General features: G+C 64.5%; 14 protein-coding genes and 1 tRNA gene. 7 read left to right on the forward strand and 8 right to left on the reverse strand.

Annotated features, from left to right (window positions below; all coding sequences use genetic code 11):
• The first annotated feature begins 20 nt into the window (after positions 1–20).
• From LOY42_RS20850 to LOY42_RS20860, 3 genes are all read left to right on the forward strand, one after another.
• The gene (locus LOY42_RS20850) at positions 21–905 is read left to right on the forward strand and encodes an alpha/beta fold hydrolase (RefSeq protein WP_258599105.1); all 885 of its coding nucleotides are present in this window, start codon (positions 21–23) and stop codon (positions 903–905) included.
• A gap of 115 nt (positions 906–1,020) precedes the next feature.
• A tRNA-Gly gene (locus tag LOY42_RS20855) sits at positions 1,021–1,094 on the forward strand.
• Between the two features lie 188 nt (positions 1,095–1,282).
• On the forward strand, positions 1,283–2,983 hold the full coding sequence (locus LOY42_RS20860) for a SulP family inorganic anion transporter (RefSeq protein ID WP_139669473.1): 1,701 nt from the start codon (positions 1,283–1,285) through the stop codon (positions 2,981–2,983).
• A 135-nt stretch (positions 2,984–3,118) separates the two neighbouring features.
• Here the strand turns inward: LOY42_RS20860 and LOY42_RS20865 are convergent, their stop codons facing one another.
• The 5 genes from LOY42_RS20865 to LOY42_RS20885 form a co-directional block, all read right to left on the reverse strand.
• Entirely contained in the window at positions 3,119–4,714 is a 1,596-nt protein-coding gene (locus LOY42_RS20865) for an alpha/beta hydrolase-fold protein (protein ID WP_139669471.1), read from the reverse strand.
• 7 nt (positions 4,715–4,721) lie between these two features.
• Entirely contained in the window at positions 4,722–7,085 is a 2,364-nt protein-coding gene (locus tag LOY42_RS20870) for a TonB-dependent receptor (protein WP_258599108.1), read from the reverse strand.
• 78 nt (positions 7,086–7,163) lie between these two features.
• Positions 7,164–8,126 carry a FecR family protein gene (locus LOY42_RS20875; RefSeq protein WP_139669467.1) on the reverse strand — a complete coding sequence of 321 codons (963 nt, stop codon included), beginning with the start codon at positions 8,124–8,126 and terminating at the stop codon, positions 7,164–7,166.
• Positions 8,119–8,652, reverse strand: coding sequence for an RNA polymerase sigma factor (locus LOY42_RS20880; protein WP_102682744.1), 534 nt, complete (start codon positions 8,650–8,652; stop codon positions 8,119–8,121). Before LOY42_RS20880 ends, LOY42_RS20875 begins: the two co-directional genes overlap by 8 nt.
• 83 nt (positions 8,653–8,735) lie before the next feature.
• Positions 8,736–9,794, reverse strand: a complete 1,059-nt coding sequence (locus tag LOY42_RS20885; RefSeq protein ID WP_258599110.1) for a glycerophosphodiester phosphodiesterase family protein — start codon at positions 9,792–9,794, stop codon at positions 8,736–8,738.
• Positions 9,795–9,936: 142 nt separating this feature from the next.
• Between LOY42_RS20885 and LOY42_RS20890 the strand changes: the two genes are divergently transcribed.
• The 4 genes from LOY42_RS20890 (at position 9,937) to LOY42_RS20905 (ending at position 15,325) form a co-directional block, all read left to right on the forward strand.
• Positions 9,937–10,953: a DUF4917 family protein gene (locus LOY42_RS20890; RefSeq protein ID WP_139669461.1), complete on the forward strand. Its 1,017-nt coding sequence runs from the start codon at positions 9,937–9,939 to the stop codon at positions 10,951–10,953.
• Positions 10,954–11,030: 77 nt separating this feature from the next.
• The gene (locus LOY42_RS20895) at positions 11,031–11,552 is read left to right on the forward strand and encodes an RNA polymerase sigma factor (protein ID WP_102682747.1); all 522 of its coding nucleotides are present in this window, start codon (positions 11,031–11,033) and stop codon (positions 11,550–11,552) included.
• The gene (locus tag LOY42_RS20900; protein ID WP_139669460.1) at positions 11,549–12,496 is read left to right on the forward strand and encodes a FecR domain-containing protein; all 948 of its coding nucleotides are present in this window, start codon (positions 11,549–11,551) and stop codon (positions 12,494–12,496) included. Before LOY42_RS20895 ends, LOY42_RS20900 begins: the two co-directional genes overlap by 4 nt.
• Positions 12,497–12,772: 276 nt before the next feature.
• Positions 12,773–15,325: a TonB-dependent receptor gene (locus LOY42_RS20905; protein ID WP_258599112.1), complete on the forward strand. Its 2,553-nt coding sequence runs from the start codon at positions 12,773–12,775 to the stop codon at positions 15,323–15,325.
• A 33-nt stretch (positions 15,326–15,358) separates the two neighbouring features.
• Here LOY42_RS20905 and LOY42_RS20910 read toward each other — a convergent pair whose 3' ends face one another.
• The 3 genes from LOY42_RS20910 to LOY42_RS20920 form a co-directional block, all read right to left on the reverse strand.
• Positions 15,359–15,853: an AlpA family transcriptional regulator gene (locus tag LOY42_RS20910; RefSeq protein WP_139669458.1), complete on the reverse strand. Its 495-nt coding sequence runs from the start codon at positions 15,851–15,853 to the stop codon at positions 15,359–15,361.
• A gap of 528 nt (positions 15,854–16,381) precedes the next feature.
• Entirely contained in the window at positions 16,382–17,602 is a 1,221-nt protein-coding gene (locus LOY42_RS20915; RefSeq protein ID WP_258599115.1) for an SAM-dependent methyltransferase, read from the reverse strand.
• 98 nt (positions 17,603–17,700) lie between these two features.
• The gene (locus tag LOY42_RS20920; RefSeq protein WP_102682753.1) at positions 17,701–18,309 is read right to left on the reverse strand and encodes a TPM domain-containing protein; all 609 of its coding nucleotides are present in this window, start codon (positions 18,307–18,309) and stop codon (positions 17,701–17,703) included.
• Positions 18,310–18,352: the final 43 nt, after the last annotated feature.

Here is an 18,352-nt window from a genome sequence, read left to right on the forward strand (position 1 = left end):
TTGCGCCAGGAGTCGATGACATGAGGCCAGAAATCGCTGTACTTGATATCCAAGGGCAGTACCGGGTTTACACGGAGTTCCATCGCGCGCAGGGCGCCGAGAAGACGATCATCCTGATCAATGGCTCTTTGGCCACCACGGCGTCCTTTGCACAGACAGTGCGCAGCCTGCATCCGCAGTTCAACGTGGTGCTGTACGACCAGCCGTATGCCGGCAAGTCCAAACCCCACAACCGTCATGAACGGTTGCTGACCAAGGAGGCCGAGGCGCATATCCTGCTCGAGTTGATCGAGCACTTCCGTGCCGATCATGTCCTGTCGTTCTCCTGGGGCGGCGCCTGCACCCTGCTGGCCCTGGCGCACCAGCCGCGATTGGTGAAAAAGGCCATCGTCAGCTCGTTCTCGCCGGTGATCAACGAACCGATGCGCGACTACCTGGACCGTGGTTGCCAGTACCTGGCCGCCTGCGACCGCTACCAGGTGGGCAACCTGGTCAACGACACCATCGGCAAGTACCTGCCGTCGTTGTTCAAGCGCTTCAACTACCGGCACGTCAGCAGCCTGGACAGCCATGAGTACGCGCAGATGCTCTTCCACATCAACCAGGTGCTCGATCACGACCTGGAGCGGGCACTGAAGGCAGCGCGCAACATCGATATCCCGGTGTTGTTCATCAATGGCGACCGCGACGAGTACACCACCGTCGAGGATGCCCGCCAGTTCAGCCGCCATGTCGGACGCAGCCAGTTCAGCGTGATCCAGGGCGCCGGCCACTTCCTGGACATGGAGCACAAGACCGCCTACGAGGACACCCGCGATGCCATGCTCGGCTTCCTCAAGCCGGCCCAGCGAGAATCGCGCCAACGCTACGCACAGGAACCGAGCCAGCATGCACTGGCGATCTGAGCGCATCGGCGTCCTGTAGCCCTCGCTACCCGCAGGCTACGGGCCGCCGACAGGCTTTTTTACAACCTTGGGCTTCTCATTCGAGGAGGGTTCTGGTAAAAAGTCTGGCTTCGAAGCGGGTATAGTTTATTGGTAAAACTATAGCTTCCCAAGCTATTGAGGAGGGTTCGATTCCCTCTACCCGCTCCATCTCGCATTCCCCGTACGACGTTCCAGTAACGTCGTCGCAGTCAAAAGGAGCCTCGGCTCCTTTTTTCGTTTCCAACGTGCCTTTGTTGATCTGGCCCATGGCCATAGCCGCGCCGATTGGCTTGAATGCCCAATTGTTCGTGGCGACTGACCGCTACGCTTTGTGAAGCACCTCCAAAGGACTGCGCATGTTTCTCTCCCGCTGGCTACCGGGTCTGGCCAACCTGCTGCACTACCGCCGCGAGTGGTTCCACGCTGACCTGCAGGCCGGCCTGTCGGTGGCCGCGATCCAGATCCCCATCGCCATCGCCTATGCGCAGATCGTCGGCCTGCCGCCACAGTACGGCTTGTATGCCTGCGTGCTGCCGATGATGGTCTATGCCCTGGTCGGCAGCTCACGGCAGTTGATGGTCGGCCCGGACGCCGCCACCTGCGCCATGATCGGCGGCGCCGTGGCACCGCTGGCCATGGGCGACCCGCAACGCATCGCCGAGCTGTCGGTAATCATCACCGTGCTGGTGGGCGTGATGCTGATCGCCGCCGGGGTGGCGCGGGCCGGCTTTATCGCCAGCTTCTTCTCGCGGCCGATCCTCATCGGCTACCTCAACGGCATCGGCCTGAGCCTGCTCGCCGGGCAGTTGTCGAAAGTGGTGGGTTTCAAGATCGAAGGCGACGGTTTCATCCTCAGCCTGATCAACTTCTTCCAGCGCCTTGGCGAGATCCACTGGCTGACGCTAGCCATTGGCCTGGCCGGCCTGAGCCTGCTGATCTGGCTGCCACGGCGCTATCCGCGGCTGCCGGCGGCGCTGGTGACCGTGGTGGTATTCACCGCCCTGGCCGGACTGTTCGGCCTGGACCGTTTCGGCGTGGCGATCCTCGGCCCGGTGCCGGCGGGCATTCCCGAGCTGGCCTGGCCACAGAGCTCCCTGGCGGAAACCAAGAGCCTGCTGCGCGACGCCCTGGGTATCGCCACCATCAGTTTCTGCAGCGCCATGCTCACCGCCCGCAGCTTCGCCGCCCGCCACGGCTACGCGATCAACGCCAACCACGAGTTCCTCGCCCTGGGTGTGAGCAACCTGGCCGCCGGTATCTCCCAGGGCTTCGCCATCAGCGGCGCCGACTCGCGCACCGCGGTCAACGACATGGTCGGCGGCAAGAGCCAGCTGGTGGGCATCATCGCAGCCCTGGTGATCGCCTTGATCCTGCTGTTCTTCACCGCGCCCATGGCCTGGATTCCCCAGGCCGCGCTGGGCGCCGTGCTGCTGATGGCCGGTTGGGGGTTGATCGACGTGAAGTCACTCAAGACCATCCGCAAGCTCAGCCGCTTCGAGTTCTGGCTGTGCCTGCTGACCACGGTCGGCGTACTCGGCCTGGGCGTGTTGCCGGGCATCGTGTTCGCCGTGACCCTGGCCATCCTGCGCCTGCTGTACAGCATCTATCAGCCCACCGACGCCGTGCTTGGCTGGGTGCCGGGCATCGAAGGCCAAGTGGACGTGCGCCAGCACAAGGATGCCCGTACCGTGCCAGGCCTGGTGGTGTACCGCTTCGACGATGCGATCCTGTTCTTCAACGCCGACTACTTCAAGATGCGCCTGCTCGAAGCCGTGCAGAACGTGGAGAAAACCCAGGTGGTGCTGTTCGATGCCGAAGCGGTGACCAGCATCGACGTCAGCGGCATCGCCGCCCTGCGCGAGGTACGCGACACCCTCGCCGCCCAGGGCATCCATTTCGCCATCGCCCGCGCCCGTGGCACTTTCCTGCGCATGCTGGTGCGTTCCGGGATGGCGCGGGAGATGGAGGAGAAACTGCTGTTCGGCTCGGTCCGGGCGGGGATTCGGGCGTATCGGGTATGGCGCAACAGGGCTCGGCGGGAGGGTGCTGCGGATTGAGGGAGGGGGGTGGCTTGCGATCCCATTTGGGCGGGCGGGTGCCAGGCGATGGTCTTGCAGCGCTCTCAAGATCGAGCGCCGCCCGCGCGGCGCTCGATCTCATAGACGCAGACGATCCATCGTTGAACACTTGCGTTACGGCACACAAGCCCCCGCAACAGCCTGTGTCCCCTGCCCAAGCAAGCTGATCAACCCACAGGGCAGGCTCCCCCGCCACTGCAAATAGTCATGTCCAGCCGGAAACTCCACCTGTTCCACCCGGTACCCTTTGGCCAGCAACACATCGCGCAAGTGGCGGTTGGTGTCGAGAATTTTCGGCCCTTCGAACAGACCCGACTGCAAGTAGAACCGCAACGGCTGGCGCGGTGCCTTGACGTACTCGCGGGTTAGCCAACCAGATTCGTCACCGGCCATCGGCCACCAGTAGGAACCGGACATGCTCAGCACATTGCCGAACAATTCCGGGTGCCTGAGGCCAAGGTAGGCCGACGCCAGGCCGCCGTAACTGGACCCGGCCACGACGGTGCGCGAAGCCAGCGCCGCCAGCCCCTGACGGCGGGCCCAGGGCATCAGTTCTTCGGCCATGAACCGGGCGAACATAGGATTGGGCGGCAACTCCCGTTCGCGGCTTTCACTGCTGGGGTTGGCGATGATCAGCGCTGCGGTGGGCGGGATCAGGCCGTCGGCAATCAGGTTGTCGAGTATCGTCGGCGTCGGCACCTGACGGGTGTAGGCATGGGCATCGAACAGCACCAGCAAGGCCTGGTCGGCCTTGCCCCGGCGCCAACCTGCCGGGCGGTAGAGGTAGATGTCGCGCTCGTTGCCCAGCACCTCGCTGGCCAGGCGCCTGCGCTCCAGGCTGCCACGGGCCACCCCGGCACGCTCGGCCACCCACGGCTGGGGCGGCGCATCCGCAAGTTCCAGCCGTGAACGCGACAACCAGGCGTCGCCACTGCCGTCGGCGAAGGTATTCGGGTTCAACGGATCGCGCCGGGTACTGGCCAGGATCACCCGGCGGTCGTCGGACACCGGCACATCCGGCGCCATCTGATAACTCAGGCGGGTCGTCGCAGGTACCTCGAAACTGTGGAACCAGACATCGCTCGCGCCCAGCCGGGACAGCGGTTCGTGATTGCCTGTGGGGGCACCGAACATCCTCACGTTGTCCCGTGCCCCGCGCCAGAGGAAGGTGACCAAGCGCTTGCCGGGTTGCCCAGCAATGGCCTCGACCAATGGCGTTCCCTCAACGGCCCGGGCCTGCCAGAAGGCTTCGCTGGTGCCACCCGTTGCCAGGTGCTGCTGCAGGGCGCGCAGGGTCGGGCTGAGCAGCGCCGCCGGTGTACGACGTTGCTCGCCGGCAGGCAGGATCTGCTCCAGGCTCAGGCTGAAACGCGCCGCCGGGCGGATCGCCAGGGGTTCGGCGCGCACCGCGTAACGACCATCCTGCGCCGCGACGAACAGGAACTCGCGGGGCTGGTCCAGGCCGTCGATCAGCAGGCGCAACGAACGCCCTTCGGCATCAAGCAGGCGCAGGCTGACGTCACCGTCGAGCCGACCACGCACCAGGTCTCCGGCCTTGAGCGCCAATTGCCAGGCTGGCGGATACGCTGCGCCGACCTGGCCGGCAACCGGTTTTCCAACCTCGAGATCGGCATACGTGCTCGCCAGGGCCAGATTCGAATAGAGCGTGGCCAGCAGGCATGCTCCGCCCAAGCGCTTCAATCGCTGCATGCTCACCTCAGAAGTCGACGCTGGCGGAGAGTTTGAGCGTGCGTGGTTCGCTGACAGTCGCATAACCATCATTGAACACACCGGCCCAGTAGGCGCGGTTCTCGACGTTTTCCAGGCTGGCGCGCAGGGTCACGTCCTTGCTCAGCACCTTGGTCGCATAGCGTGCGCCCAGGTCATAGCGGGTCCACTGCGGGATCTTCAACTGGTTGGCGGAATCGAGGTACTGGGAACTACTGTGAATACCCAGGGCGGTCAGGGTCAGGCCCTCGACCCCAGGCAGGTCCCACTCGGCGCCGAGGTTGGCCGACCAGGCCGGCACGCCGCGGGCGGTGTTGCCGTCCATGGCGCCATTGGCGGTCTTGCTCAGCACCGCGCGGGTATAGGTCACGCCACCGAGCAGGCGCACGCTGGGGATGACTTCGCCGAACATTGTCCACTCCACGCCACGGTTGCGCTGCTCGCCGTCATCGGTGTAGCGATTGCTGGGCTTGTCGTAGATCATGCTGGGCTTGTCGATCTGGAACACCGCCAGCGTGTGGGTAAAGTCGCCCAGGTCCCACTTCACCCCGGCCTCCATCTGCTTGGCGACATAGGGCGCGAACTGCTCGCCATAGTTGGCGGCCTTCTGGTCGGTGACCATGCCACCCTGGGTCAGGCCTTCGATGTAGTTGGCATACAGCGATACCGGCGCCTCCCAGGGCTTGAGCACGATACCCACGGCGGGGGTCAGCTTGCGCTCGTCGTACGAAGGGTTGCTCATCTTTTGCCGCACCCGCTGGGAACGCACCCCGAGGGTGAGCAGCACACGCTCGTCCATGAAGCCCAGGGTATCGGCCACGGCAAAGCTCGACAGGGTGTTGTCGCCGGTCTTGCTGCTGCTGCCGTGGTCACCCGCGATGATCGCCTTGCCCGGGTGGTAGATGTTGGTGGGGTACTTGGCACTGGTGACCGTCGGCGCACGGCCGATGTCCTGGTGCAGCAAGGTGGTGCTGAGCACCAGTTGGTGGCTGACCGGACCGGTCATGAAGTTACCGCGCAGGCCGGCCTCGGTCGACAGGCTATGGGTATAACCGGCCTGGTTGTAGGTTTCGCCCGTCGCCGTGCCGTCGGCCTTGTTCACCACCACCCGGGTGCCGTTGAGGAAGCCATCGTAGCGGGTGCGGGCGCCCCCAACGCTGGCGTAGGCGGTCCAGCTGTCATCGAGCTGGTACTCGCCACGCACCACCACGGCCTTGCTGATCTGCCGGGCGTGGATGCCTTCGAGGATGTTGGTGTCTGGCTTGGGTGCGCGGGTTACCTGATTGAGGCCGCTGAAGCCGGCCATCATCGGGCTGCCGTTCTCCAGTTTCTCGTGGCTTTCGTAGGCATCCAGCTCGAGCTTGAAGTCGTCCCCTCGGTAATCCAGTGCCAACGCCGCCAAGGTGCGGTCCTTGGACTGCTCGTCGACGCCGGTGTCGCCACTGCCGTAGACACCATTGAACCGAATGCCGAAGCGCCCCTCGGCAAAGCGCCGCCCGACATCGATATGCTCGGCGACATAGCCATCGGACACGTAGCTGCTGGTCAGCCGCGTAAGCGGCGTGTCGCCGGCACGCTTGGGCACCAGGTTGACCACCCCACCCACGCCACCGTTGGGCGCCATGCCATTGAGCAGCGCACCCGGCCCTTTGAGCACTTCGACGCGCTCGAGGAATTCGGTCGGCACATGGCCATCGGGCGCCAGACCGTAGAGACCACCCAGCGCCAGCTCGGTGGAGTCCAGCGCATAGCCACGGATCATGAAGTTCTCGTAGGCATGCCCTTCGCCGGTGCTGAAGCGGATCGACGGGTCGTTGCGCAGTACTGCGCCGACCGTGCCGCTTTGCTGGTTCTCAATGGTCTTGGCGGTGTAGGCGATGACGCTGAAGGGGGTGTCCATCAAGTCGCGGTTGCCCAGCATGCCGATGCGCGCGCCGCGGGCGACCTGGCCTCCACTGTAGCTTTCCGGCAGGTCGCTGTTGAAGCCAGAGGCATTGACCGTGGTCGTCCCCAATGTCAGGGCGCCCTGGTCGGTCGGGCCGCGCAAGATGATCACGCCGTTTTCCTCCAGCGCCACCAGGTCGCTACCAGCAAGCAATTGGCTCAGCGCCTGCAGCACTGTGTAGCGCCCCTGCAAGGCAGGTGTGCTACGCCCGGCCAATACACGGCTGTCGGCGGCGATCGCTACTCCCGAGGCATGGGCCAGGGCATGCACCGTGGCCTCCAGCGACTGGCCCGGCAAGTCGAGGTTCAGCGGCTGGCTATCAGCCAGGGCCAGGCCGCTGCCACCCAGGGCGCAGGCCAGGGCAAGGCGCCGCAGGGGACCGGGAAAGCGGGAGGTGAAAAGCGACATGATCAGTCCTTGCAGGAGGTGGATTCACAGCTGATGACGCGGCAGCGGCGGTTTACCCCTCAAACGATTTTCAGAGGATCAGCGCGGCACGATCAGACGGTGCCCATCCAACGCCTGCACGCTGACCGGCAGGATGCCCGGCAAGGCATCGAGCAATACCTCAGGCCGGTCACTGGGGAAACTCCCGGTCAATCGCAGGTTGATCAGCCCGGGATCGACCTTCACGGCCTGCGCGACATAGGCGTTCAGCTCGTCGATCACTTCGACCAGCGGCTGGTCGGTGAACGACCACCAACCGCGCTGCCAATGCGCCTGGTCGGGCCCATACTGGCCACCGGCGCGCAGGCTGCCCAGCCGCCCTTCGCCCTCCAGGCAGATGCGCTCGCCAGCCAGCAGCACCTGTTCACCGCCCTGCAGGTCGCGTACCTGCACCCGCCCCCTGGCTACGGCCACCTGGACTTGGCCACCACGGTCGCTGACCGTGAACGCGGTGCCCAGTACCTCCACCAAGCCGAGGCGAGTACTGATCAGGAATGGCCGCCACAGCTCATGGGCCACATCGAAGAAGACGTTGCCGTGCAGTAGCAGGACCTGGCGCTGGCCATGATCGAAACGCACGCGCAGACTGCTTTCGGCCGCCACCAGCAACTGGCTGCCATCGGGCAATGCCAAGGCCTGCGGCGCTTGCGCGTGGGCTGTCTGCAGGTCCTGCCGGAACGGCGCGGTGCGCTTGTACATCCAGCCCAGCCAGCCACCTGCGGCCAGCAGCAAGGCCAGCGTGCCGCCCTGGCGCAGCACCCGCCGACGTCCCGCATCACAAGCTTGTGGTTGCAAGACGCCACGCAGTTGCGGAGCGAGGCGATGAACCAGTTGCCAGCGCTGCTCCGCCTCCAGCCAGGCGCGCTCATGCTCGGCGCTGCGTCCGCGCCAGCGCTGCGCCAGGCCATGGGTCTTGCGCACGCGTTCGGGATCATCCCCTTGCAGCGCAGCCAGGTAGACCAGCGCCTGCTGCACCTTGCGTGGCGCGGCCGGCTCAGTCATGACGGCTCGCCAGGCGCAGTTCGGACAGGTCAAAGACCGCCCGGGCGATATGCAGCTCGACCGACTTGGCCGACAGCCCCAGGGCCTCGCACACTTCACGGTGGCTGTGGCCGTGCAGGCGCACGCGAACGAACACTTCGCGGCGAAGTTTGGGCATGCGTTCGATGCGGGCAATCAGGTGCTGCAGCTGTTCGCGCGCGATCATGATCTCTTCCACGCTGGGGCTGAGCCAGTCGGCCCGTGCCAGCCAGTCTTCCAGCGCCGCCAGTTCGGTGCTACGCCGACGGTGCTGGTCGATGCACAAGTTGCGCGCCGCCTGGAACAGCAAGGCCCGAGCATTGATTACCGGTGCGTTGAGCGCATGGGCGTACGCCTGGACGAAGCTGGACTGGGCAATATCAGCGGCGTCATCAGGGTTGCGCAGCCGCCCGCAGAGGTAGCGGCGCAGATCACTGTAATGGGCAAGCAGGTCGTCGACGGCTGCCTGGAGGGCTGGCCGGGCCTGCCAACTGGAAAGGGAGGTCATTGCGGATGTGGCGAAGGCCGTTAATAGGAATCCCTATCATTCTCACACATGTCAATCGGCCATCGCCAGCATCATGTTGCCGATCAGTAACCCAGCTTGCGCAGCAACTGCCCTTCGTTCTGTGGCATCGGTCGTTTATAGAAACGCATCAGCTCACCGGCACGGTTGGTGAAGATGCCGTCGACACCGGCTTTCATCGCCTTGTCGAAATCCACCGCCTCGTCGAGGGTGTATACGTGCACCAGCAGCCCCTTGTCGTGGCTGGCCTGGTTCATCCACGGCTGGATCAGGTCGGAGTAGCTCTGCTCGCCAAGGTGGGTACGGATTGCCGAAGGGCCGGTACCAATGGCGCCGCCGGCCTTGGCATAGTCGAGCCAGCGCTGGAACTCGGCACGGTCCTTGGGTTGCTGACGGGCGTAGAAGGCCGACTTGTCCTGCTCGCCGGATTCGTCGAAGTCTTGCCCCGAGGCGGGTTCGATGCTGCCCTTGGCCACCCACAGCAAGAGGATCTTCGGCACCTGCGGCATGGCCTCGTGCAGCAGCTTGAGGCTGTTGCGATCGAAGGTCTGCAAGATCACCTTGCCCGGCTTGTCGAGCCAGCCACGGGCCTCGAGGCGTTTTTTCAGGTCCTGCTCGATACCGGGAAACTGCGCCGGCTCCTTGGTCTCGATGTACAGGCCCGGGTGACGCTCGGGGTTGCCTTCGGCGATATCGATCACTTCGTCCAAAGTCAGGATACGCTGGCCCTTGAACGCTTCGCGGGCACGCTCTGGATAGGCCTTGTTGAACCAGCTGCCGGCGTCCAGCGCCTTGAGTTCGGCCAGGGTGAAGGCGCTGACCGGGCTCGCCTTGCGCTCGGGGTAACGTTCGGCGACGTCGCTGGTGCGTGCCAGCACATCGTCGTGGACCACCACCAGCACGCCATCGCGGGTGCGCTGCAAGTCCATTTCCAGGTAGTCGGCGCCCAGTTCGCGGGCCAGCAGGTAGGCGGGAGTGGTGGACTCGGGAGCATCGAACGAGGCGCCACGGTGAGCGATCACGGCCGGATGCGGGATGTCCTGGGCCTTGGCGAGGGCCTTGCCGTCGGAGGCATGGGCCGCGGTACTCGCCAGCAAGGTGGCCAGGAGAAGGGTCTTGTACATGGGTAGTCCTTTGCAGATCGGGGCCGGCCCCTGGAAGACGCCGGCAAGGTCAACGGTGCAGTCCTTGAGGGCGCAAGCCTCGCACACTCTGCATGACATGCTAAAGTCCCCGGCGTTTTCCGCCCCACCCAATGGACCGCCCATGCCCGCACTCGACGCCCACTTGCCCACCTGGGCCGACCTCAACCAGCGCCACCCCAGCACCGCCCTGCTGCTGGGCAATGGTGCCAGCCGCGCGCTGTGGAAACCGTTCGGCTACTTCTCGCTGTTCGAGGAAGCCCAGCGGGTGCGGCACAAGGCTTTGGGGGTGAGCGACCAGGCACTGTTCAAGGCCCTGGGCAGTGAGCTGTTCGAGCCGCTGCTCAGCACCCTGAACACCACCGTGCGGGCCAACGCCGCGCTGGCGATCAACTCCACCGCGCCGCTGAACCGCTACTACTCGATCAAGGAAGCGCTGATCCACGCGGTGCGCGCCGTGCACCTGCCCTGGCCGCGCTTCCCCAGTGCGACGCGTACGGCCATCAACCAGGCGCTGCGCCAGTACCGCAGCGTCTACACCAGCAACTACGACCTGATCCTGCCCTGGACCGTGGCCGAGGATACGCAAGGTTTCGCCAACCTGTTCGACGAACAGGGTTTCTTCGACGTGCGCCGCAGCCAGGCCGACGGTATCCGCATCCTGCACCTGCACGGCGGCATGCACCTGCTCAAGTTGCCTGACGGCAGTACCCGCCGACGCAGCGCAGAACAGGCCGAACTGCTCGAAGGTTTCGCCGTGAACATTCCCGGCGAAGTACCGCTGTTCGTCAACGAAAGCCGCAGCGAAGACAAGCTGCGCGCCATCCGCAACTCCGACTACCTGTCCTGGAGCCTGGGACAGCTGGCCCGCGAACACGACGGACTATGCTTGTTCGGCCAGCATCTGGACACCAGCGACCAGCACCTGCTCGACGCCATCCGCCTGGCTCGGCCCAAGCACCTGGCCATCGCGATCCGGCCGCTAAGCGAGGCCTCGGTCATCAACCAGAAGCAGCACTTCATTGATCGCTTTGGCGATCTTTCGCAGGTTCCGCTGCACTTTTTCGATGCCTCCAGCCACCCCCTAGGCTTGGCTGAACTGACCATCCCCGTTCCGGCCACACAGGATCGACGGCGCTGAGCCGCACACTTTGCAAATGTAAATAATTCTCGATAAGATCCGCACCCTTTCCTCCCCGCCAGCCCCGGAAAGCGTGCATGCAGCGCCCCAAACCCGACCCCGTCGCCCACGGTTTCTATGCCGACATCCTGCATTTCCTGCGCAAGCGCATGGACAATGCCAGTGACGCGGCGGACATGACCCAGGATGTGTTCGCCCAATGGCTGGGTTACCGGGATCGGGCCAAGGTGGAGCAGCCGCGCGCGTTCCTGTTCCAGGTGGCGCGCAACCTGCTGAGCGACCATTGGCGCAGGCAGAAGGTGCGCCATGCGGCGCTGGCCGACGACACCCTGCCCGAGCAGCAGAGCGCGCCGGCCAATGACCCCCTGGACCATGCCCAACAGCAACAACGGCTGGATCAATTGCGTCAGGTGCTCGCAGAACTCTCGCCGCGACGCCGCGAAGCCCTTATGCTGCACCGTTTCGAAGGCCTGACCCAGGCCCAGATCGCCGAACGCATGAACATTTCCGTCAGCATGGTCGAAAAGCACATCGCCGCCGCCCTGCTGCAATGCAAGCAACGCCTGGACAGTGACAACGGCACGGAGCAGTTCCCATGACCCCCACCGACGAGCTCGACCCGCGCCCGATCGACGCCCAGGCGGCGAGTTGGTTCAGCCGCAACCGCAACCAGCCGTCACGGCAAGACCGCAAGGCATTCGCCCGGTGGATGCAGACGCCCGAGCACACCCGCGCCTATCGCCAGTTCGAACAGCTGTGGGATGACCTGGCCGCACTCAAGCAAGCCAATCGCCCCGTACCCTTGCCGGTACGCCGGGCGCCGCGCTGGCGCCCGGCCCTGGCAACGGCGGCGGCCCTGCTCTGCGCCATACTGGCCGGCAATCTGGGCGCGGGTAGCGAAGCCTTCAGCAAGCGCATCAGCGCCAGCCAGGCCCTGCAGGTGCTGCAACTGCCCGATGGCAGCCAGCTGCATGTCAACGCCCAGACCCGCCTGCACCTGGACTTCAGCGCCGAACAGCGGCTGATCCAGCTCGAACATGGCCAGCTGTATATCGAGGTGGCACCCGACAAGGAGCGGCCGCTGTTCGTCGATGCGGGCAGCGGCCGCGTGCGCGTGGTCGGCACTGGCTTCGATGTGCGCCGGGGCGACCGCGAACTGGTGGTCGCGGTCGCCCACGGGCAGGTGGCGTTCGACACCCCCGGCGAGCGACAACCGCCATTGTTGCTCGGTGCCCGCCAGGGCGCCACCTACGACCTGGCACGCGGCACCCTGACCCGCCGTGAACTGGGCGAACAACAGGTGGCCGACTGGCGCGAGGGCCATGTGAGCTTTCGCAACCGCGAACTGGCCAGCCTGATTGACGAGCTCGGCCTGTATCGCCAGCAGCCGGTGGTGCTGGCCGACCCGACGCTTGGCCGCTACAAGGTGTCCGGCAATCTCGACGTCCACGACCCGGACGCCCTGCTCAATGCCCTGCCCGCCCTGTTGCCGGTCAAGACCACCTTGCTGGCGGACGGGCGCCTGCGCATCGAGCGGCGCTAGGCTCTGTACGAAATATATCTGCACTCGCCCATACTGCGTTGAAACGGGGCTCGGAATGCTCATGTACTCCAGTACAGTCGGGCGCGACCCCGGCCGTTCCTCCCCCCGTTTCGCCTTGTCTGGCCTTCGCGCAGACACATTTCGTACAGACCCTAAAAAAATAATTTGAGAACTTTTATCATTCGCAGGTGAGGTTTTGTCGCAACATCGCGTCTTCCTCCCCGCCTGCCGCGTGATGGCGGGCTTTTTCCGGCCTTTTGCCGTTTGGGGGAAACCATGTTGTCCGCGTTGCGTCCATTGCACTGCCTGCCTGTCCGACCCACATTGCTGGCCCTGTGCCTGGCCATGAGCCTGGCCGCCGAAGCCGCACCGGTACCGTTCGACCTGCCGGCGCAACCGCTGGCGCGCTCGCTGAGCCAACTGGCCCAGCAGGCCAAGGTCCAGCTGCTGTTCGACGAGGCCCTGCTCGGCGGTGCCCAGGCACCGGCGCTCAAGGGCGACTTCGAAGCCGAAGTGGCTATCAGCCGCCTGCTGGTCGGCAGCCGCTTCAACGTGGTGCGCATGGGCAACACCTACGTGGTACGCCTGCGCGAAGACGGCCCGACTGCCGACAACAGCCTGCAACTCGGTGCCGTGAGCATCGTGGGTGACGGGCAGCAGGTCGACGCTGGCAACGTCGGGCGCTCGACGCTCGACCAGGAGCAGATCGACCGCTACCAGCCCAGCAACATTCCCAGCGTGCTGGCGACCCTGCCGGGGGTGAACATGGGCGGCTCGTCCAAGCCCGGCGGCCAGACCATCAACATCTGGGGCTTTGGCGACGCCGAGGACGTGCCGATGACCCTCGACGGTGCGCCCAAGAGCGGCTTTGAGCGCTATCAGCAAGGTACCATCTTCATCGAGCCCGAGCTGATCAAGCACATCGAGGTCGAAAAAGGCCCGCACTCGGTCAAGACCGGCAACGGCGGCTTTGGCGGCAGCGTCAATATGGAAACCAAGGACGCCGGCGACTTGCTGCAAGAGGGCCGCAACAGCGGTGCGATGCTCAAGTACGGCTATGGCAGCAACGACCACCAGCAGATCTACAGCTCGGCATTGTTCGGCCGTACCGACGACGGTCGCATCGACGGCCTGGTGTATTACACCAAGCGCGACGGCGGCAACCTGAAGATGGCCGACAGCCTGCCCGACCCCACCGGCAAATGGCCGATCAACCCCCAGCGCATCCCCTACAGCGCCCTGGACCTGGACGGCGCTCTGCTAAAAACCAACATACATTTCACCGACGAGCACAGCCTGGGGCTGTCCTGGGCACAATCGGAAAGCCAGCGCTGGACCACCTTCTCATCGACCGCCTTCAGCACGCCCCCCACTGCGGCGGATATCAAGAAGTACGGCTACGAAGCTGCCCTCAAGCGTTTCCTCGCCAACCGCCGCACCATCGACACCACCTGGTCGGCCACCTACAAGTACCAACCGATCGAGAACCCGTGGGTGGACCTGCAGGTGAAGTACTCCGAATCGGACACCAAGCAGACCGATGAGCGCGACGCCACGGCGTTCTTCCAGCCCGCCACCGGTGGGCGCAAGATGGACACCGAGTACAAGGACCGCATGCTTGATGTGAAGAACACCAGCACCTTCCTCACCGGTCCCCTGGAACATGCGCTCACCGCAGGCGTGCAGGTGCGTCGCCATGACCGCGACACGCAGATGTGGATGCCCGGCAAGACCTACGAAGTACCCAAGTACAACTATGGTCACTACCAACCGTACTTCATGCCCAGCGGCCAGGTCGACAGCCAGGGCTACTACCTGCAGGACGCCATCACCCTGGGCGACCTGACCATCACGCCATCGTTGCGCTACGACCACGTGACCAACGAGGGCAAGCCCAACCAGGCGCCGTACTACAACAACCCGGAGGCTGGCCACGACTACAGCGACAAGACCTACAGCGGCTGGTCGCCACGTCTGTCGCTGTTCTGGAAGATGAACGAACAGACCGCGCTGTTCGCCGACTACAGCAAGACCTGGCGCGCCCCGGTGCTGGATGAACAGTATGAAGTGCAGGGTGTCGGCAGCCGCACCGCCACCAGTCGCAACCTCGACCCCGAGCGCATCACCGGTGTGCGGGTCGGCAGCATCAGTACCTTCACCAATGTGTTCAGCCAAGGCGACAGCGCGCAGATTCGCACCATGGCATTCCACAACAGGGTCACTGACGAGATCTTCAAGGCCACCGGCATCGGCTGCCAGGAGCAACTGGTCAGCGGCGGCACCATTGCCAACACCTGCGGCGACGGGCTGATGGGCAACTACCGCAATATCGGCGATGTGACCTACAAGGGTTTCGAAGTCGAGACCTTCTACGACGCCACCTATTGGTTCGGTGCGCTGTCGTACTCTTGGATGGAGGGTCGCCACGAGGGCGCGTACACCAACCCCTGGGGGCCGGATGTCTGGGCCAAGGATGTACCGGCACCGAAATGGATCACCACCCTTGGCGTGAAGATCCCGGCCTGGGACGCCCGGGTCGGCTGGACCGCGCAGTTCGTCGGCGCCACCCACCACCTGCCCAGCGACAAGTACTTCGAGGGCCCGGCCAGCGCGCTCGGTGACCGCTACTACGACAACTTCGGCAACGAGAAGTACCAGATACATGGCCTGTTCGCCAACTGGAAGCCGCAACAACCCTACCTCAAGGGCACCGAGGTCAACCTGACCGTGGATAACCTGTTCAACAAGGCCATCCGGCCGGAGCTGTCGGGTGAGAACGCCTATACCCAGGGGCGCAATGCCAAGATCAGCGTGACCCGGTTCTTCTGAGCCCGCTGGCAGGCAATGATGCAACGGAGTGCATCACCTGCCGTTCGACACTCGCTCCTGGGCCCTGGCGACATTCACCTGCATCGCCACGATGGCCAGCTCATGGACTGCCTGGGCAACCGTATGCGTACCGCGTGCCTGCATCCACGACAGGATGTCGGCGAGGTGCCAGAGCGAGAGCGTGCCGTCATGCACCGGGGCCGGAAAGCTGCGGTGATGGGTGAGCATGAGCTTGCGCATGTTCTGCCGGGAAACCCCCACCAGCTCCGCCACATCGGTCAGGCCAACCAGGTCGGGGCTGACCTCGATCAGCCGGGCATCCGGCAACACTTGCCGCACATCCGCCAGGGCGCTGTGCAGTGCCTCCCGCGCCGTGCCGCCCTCGCGGGCGAAGGCCAGGGCCAGACGGCCCGGCTGGCCGCTACCGACCACTGCATCATCGCAACCGGCCTCCCCCAGGCGCTCGATCAGCGCATCGACGTCCATGTCCTCGGTCAATTGGTATTTGAGGGTGAACTCGTACTCCATCACTTTCGCTCCACTGACTGATTGGCTATCGCGCGTGTATTGGCTTCGGGGATCGACTGCGCGCTAGTATGGGCGAGAGGACATGATTGTCAAATGACAACCAAAGAATAACGACCGGCGGCCCTCGGAACAGACCGACTCCATTACATCCCGGAGCCATGAGAGCCATCGTATGAGGGCTGCCAGGTGCTTGGCGACAGCCTTTCAGCGCCTATCAGATCGAGCGCCGCCCGCGCGGCGCATCGCGGATGAATCCGCTCCTACATTTGTTGCAACGTGACCATGCCTGATAGGCCATGGTTGTTAGCCTTGTGCGCTCGACACGATTTTTCGGCGGGCATTGCTGCCGCCCCACCTGTCTCAAGCCCTGCGCCAAGGCTGGCAACCATGGCCTGACAGGTTCGGTACGTTGCAGCAAATGTAGGAGCGGATTCATCCGCGATGCGCCGCGCGGGCGGCGCTCGGTATCCCAGGCGCTGCATCTTTCCAGTCAACCGACCGGTAGCCCACGCAAAGCATGAATGGACCTTAACCAGCGATCAGCCCATCCGCCTTCAACAACGTCTCCAGACAATGCTCGCGCACCCCATAGAACGCCTTGAGCTCGGCGATTTTCTCCAGCAGACCCGCATTGTCCTGGGGCTGCCGACGCTTGACCGCAAGGATCATCTTGTTCTTGTTGGTATGCTCGAGCGAGATGAACTCGAACACCTTGGTCTCGTAGCCGCAAGCCTCCAGGTAAAGGGCGCGCAGGCTGTCAGTGAGCATCTCGGCCTGCTGGCCCAGGTGCAGCCCGTACTGCAGCATCGGTTGCAACAGCCCTGGGCTGTGCAACTGCGGGCGGATCTGCTTGTGGCAGCACGGCGAGCACATGATGATCGCGGCGTTGCAGCGAATACCGGTGTGGATGGCATAGTCGGTGGCGATGTCGCAGGCATGCAAGGCGATCATCACATCGATGGCCTCAGGCACCACGCTGCGCACATCGCCGCATTCGAACACCAGGCCCGGGTGCTCCAGGCGCGCGGCGGCGGCGTTGCACAACTCGACCATGTCCGGGCGCAGCTCGACACCCGTGACCTGCGCCTCACGGGCGAGGGTGTTGCGCAGGTAGTCGTGCATGGCAAAGGTCAGATAGCCCTTGCCCGAACCGAAGTCGGCGACCTTCAGGCTCTGCTGGGGGTTCACGGGCGCGTCGCTCAAGGCATGGTCGAAGACCTCGATGAACTTGTTGATCTGCTTCCATTTGCGCGACATGGACGGGATCAGCACGCCCTGCGCGTCAGTCACCCCCAGGTCGCGCAGGAACGGCCGCGACAGCTCCAGGTAACGCTTCTTCTGCCGGTCATGCCCACCCGCGCCCGTCTCGCGGGGCGCCTGCTGGGCCAGGTGCCGGCGCAGCATCGGCTTGCCCTTCTTGCTGAACTCCAGTTGCACCTCACCGGCCGGGGTGAACAGGTGCGCGTTGCGAAAGCTCTCGGGGAGCAGTTCGGCCACCAGCGCCTGCGCCTCGTCCAACCCCAGGTTGCGAGTAATGTCGCGGGTCTGGTGACGGTAGACCAACGACAGGCAGGCCTGGCCCTTGATCTGCACCGCCTTGGCGATGATCCGCTGCAGGGTCTGGTCGGTACCGACATGGCGGGCCAGCACCAGCTTGCTCAGGCTGCCGTCGCCCAGCGCATCGGCGAGCAGGCTCAGGAACTGGGCGCGCGCGTCCGGCGCGCCAGGGGCGGAGGAAGGGGAAGACATGGAAACGGGTGCCTCGAAATGCGGGGAGCGCGATGCGCAATGCCGGGCATTCTACGTCGATGATGCCCCTGGCGAAACATGCCCTTGCTCACCAACGGTCAGTCGAGAATCACCAGGCGGTTGGGCAGTTCGTTGCGCGCATGGGTCGGGGGTACATGTTCGCTGAGCAGCTCGCCGCAGGCCTCGATACATTCGACGAAACCCTGCAAGGTATGGCCTTGGCGCACCTGGTCGGTGAAACGGGCGACGATCGCCTCGCGCGCCTGCTCGGGCAGGTGCCGGGCGATGCCCTCGTCGACCAGGATCTCGACATGGCGCTCGGCTTCGCTGACGAAGATCAGCACGCCCGTGGCCCCGGCGGTACGCTGCAGGTTGAGCTCGAGAAACTGCTGGCGGGCCAGGCCCGAAGCGCGCCGGCGGCGCAACATCGACGGCACCACCCAGGCAGCCAGGCGCGGATGGCGCAACACCAGGCACAAGCTGATGAAGGTCAGCATCTGCGCCAACAACAGGCCATTGACGCCGATACCACCCAGCCACACATGCAACGCGCCGGGTATCAACAAGGCCAGCAAGGCGGCCCAGATCAACGGCAGGTAGGGGAAATCATCGGCGCGGCGGGCCAGCACGGTCACAAGCTCCGCATCGGTGCGCCGTTCGGCGCGTGCAATCGCCTCGGCGATCTGGCGCTGTTCGTATTCGGTCATGCCATCGTCTCTCGAGCGTTCTTATCGTTGTTATCCCGGCAAT

The organism is Pseudomonas sp. B21-023, from assembly GCF_024749165.1.
Taxonomy (GTDB): Bacteria; Pseudomonadota; Gammaproteobacteria; order Pseudomonadales; family Pseudomonadaceae; genus Aquipseudomonas.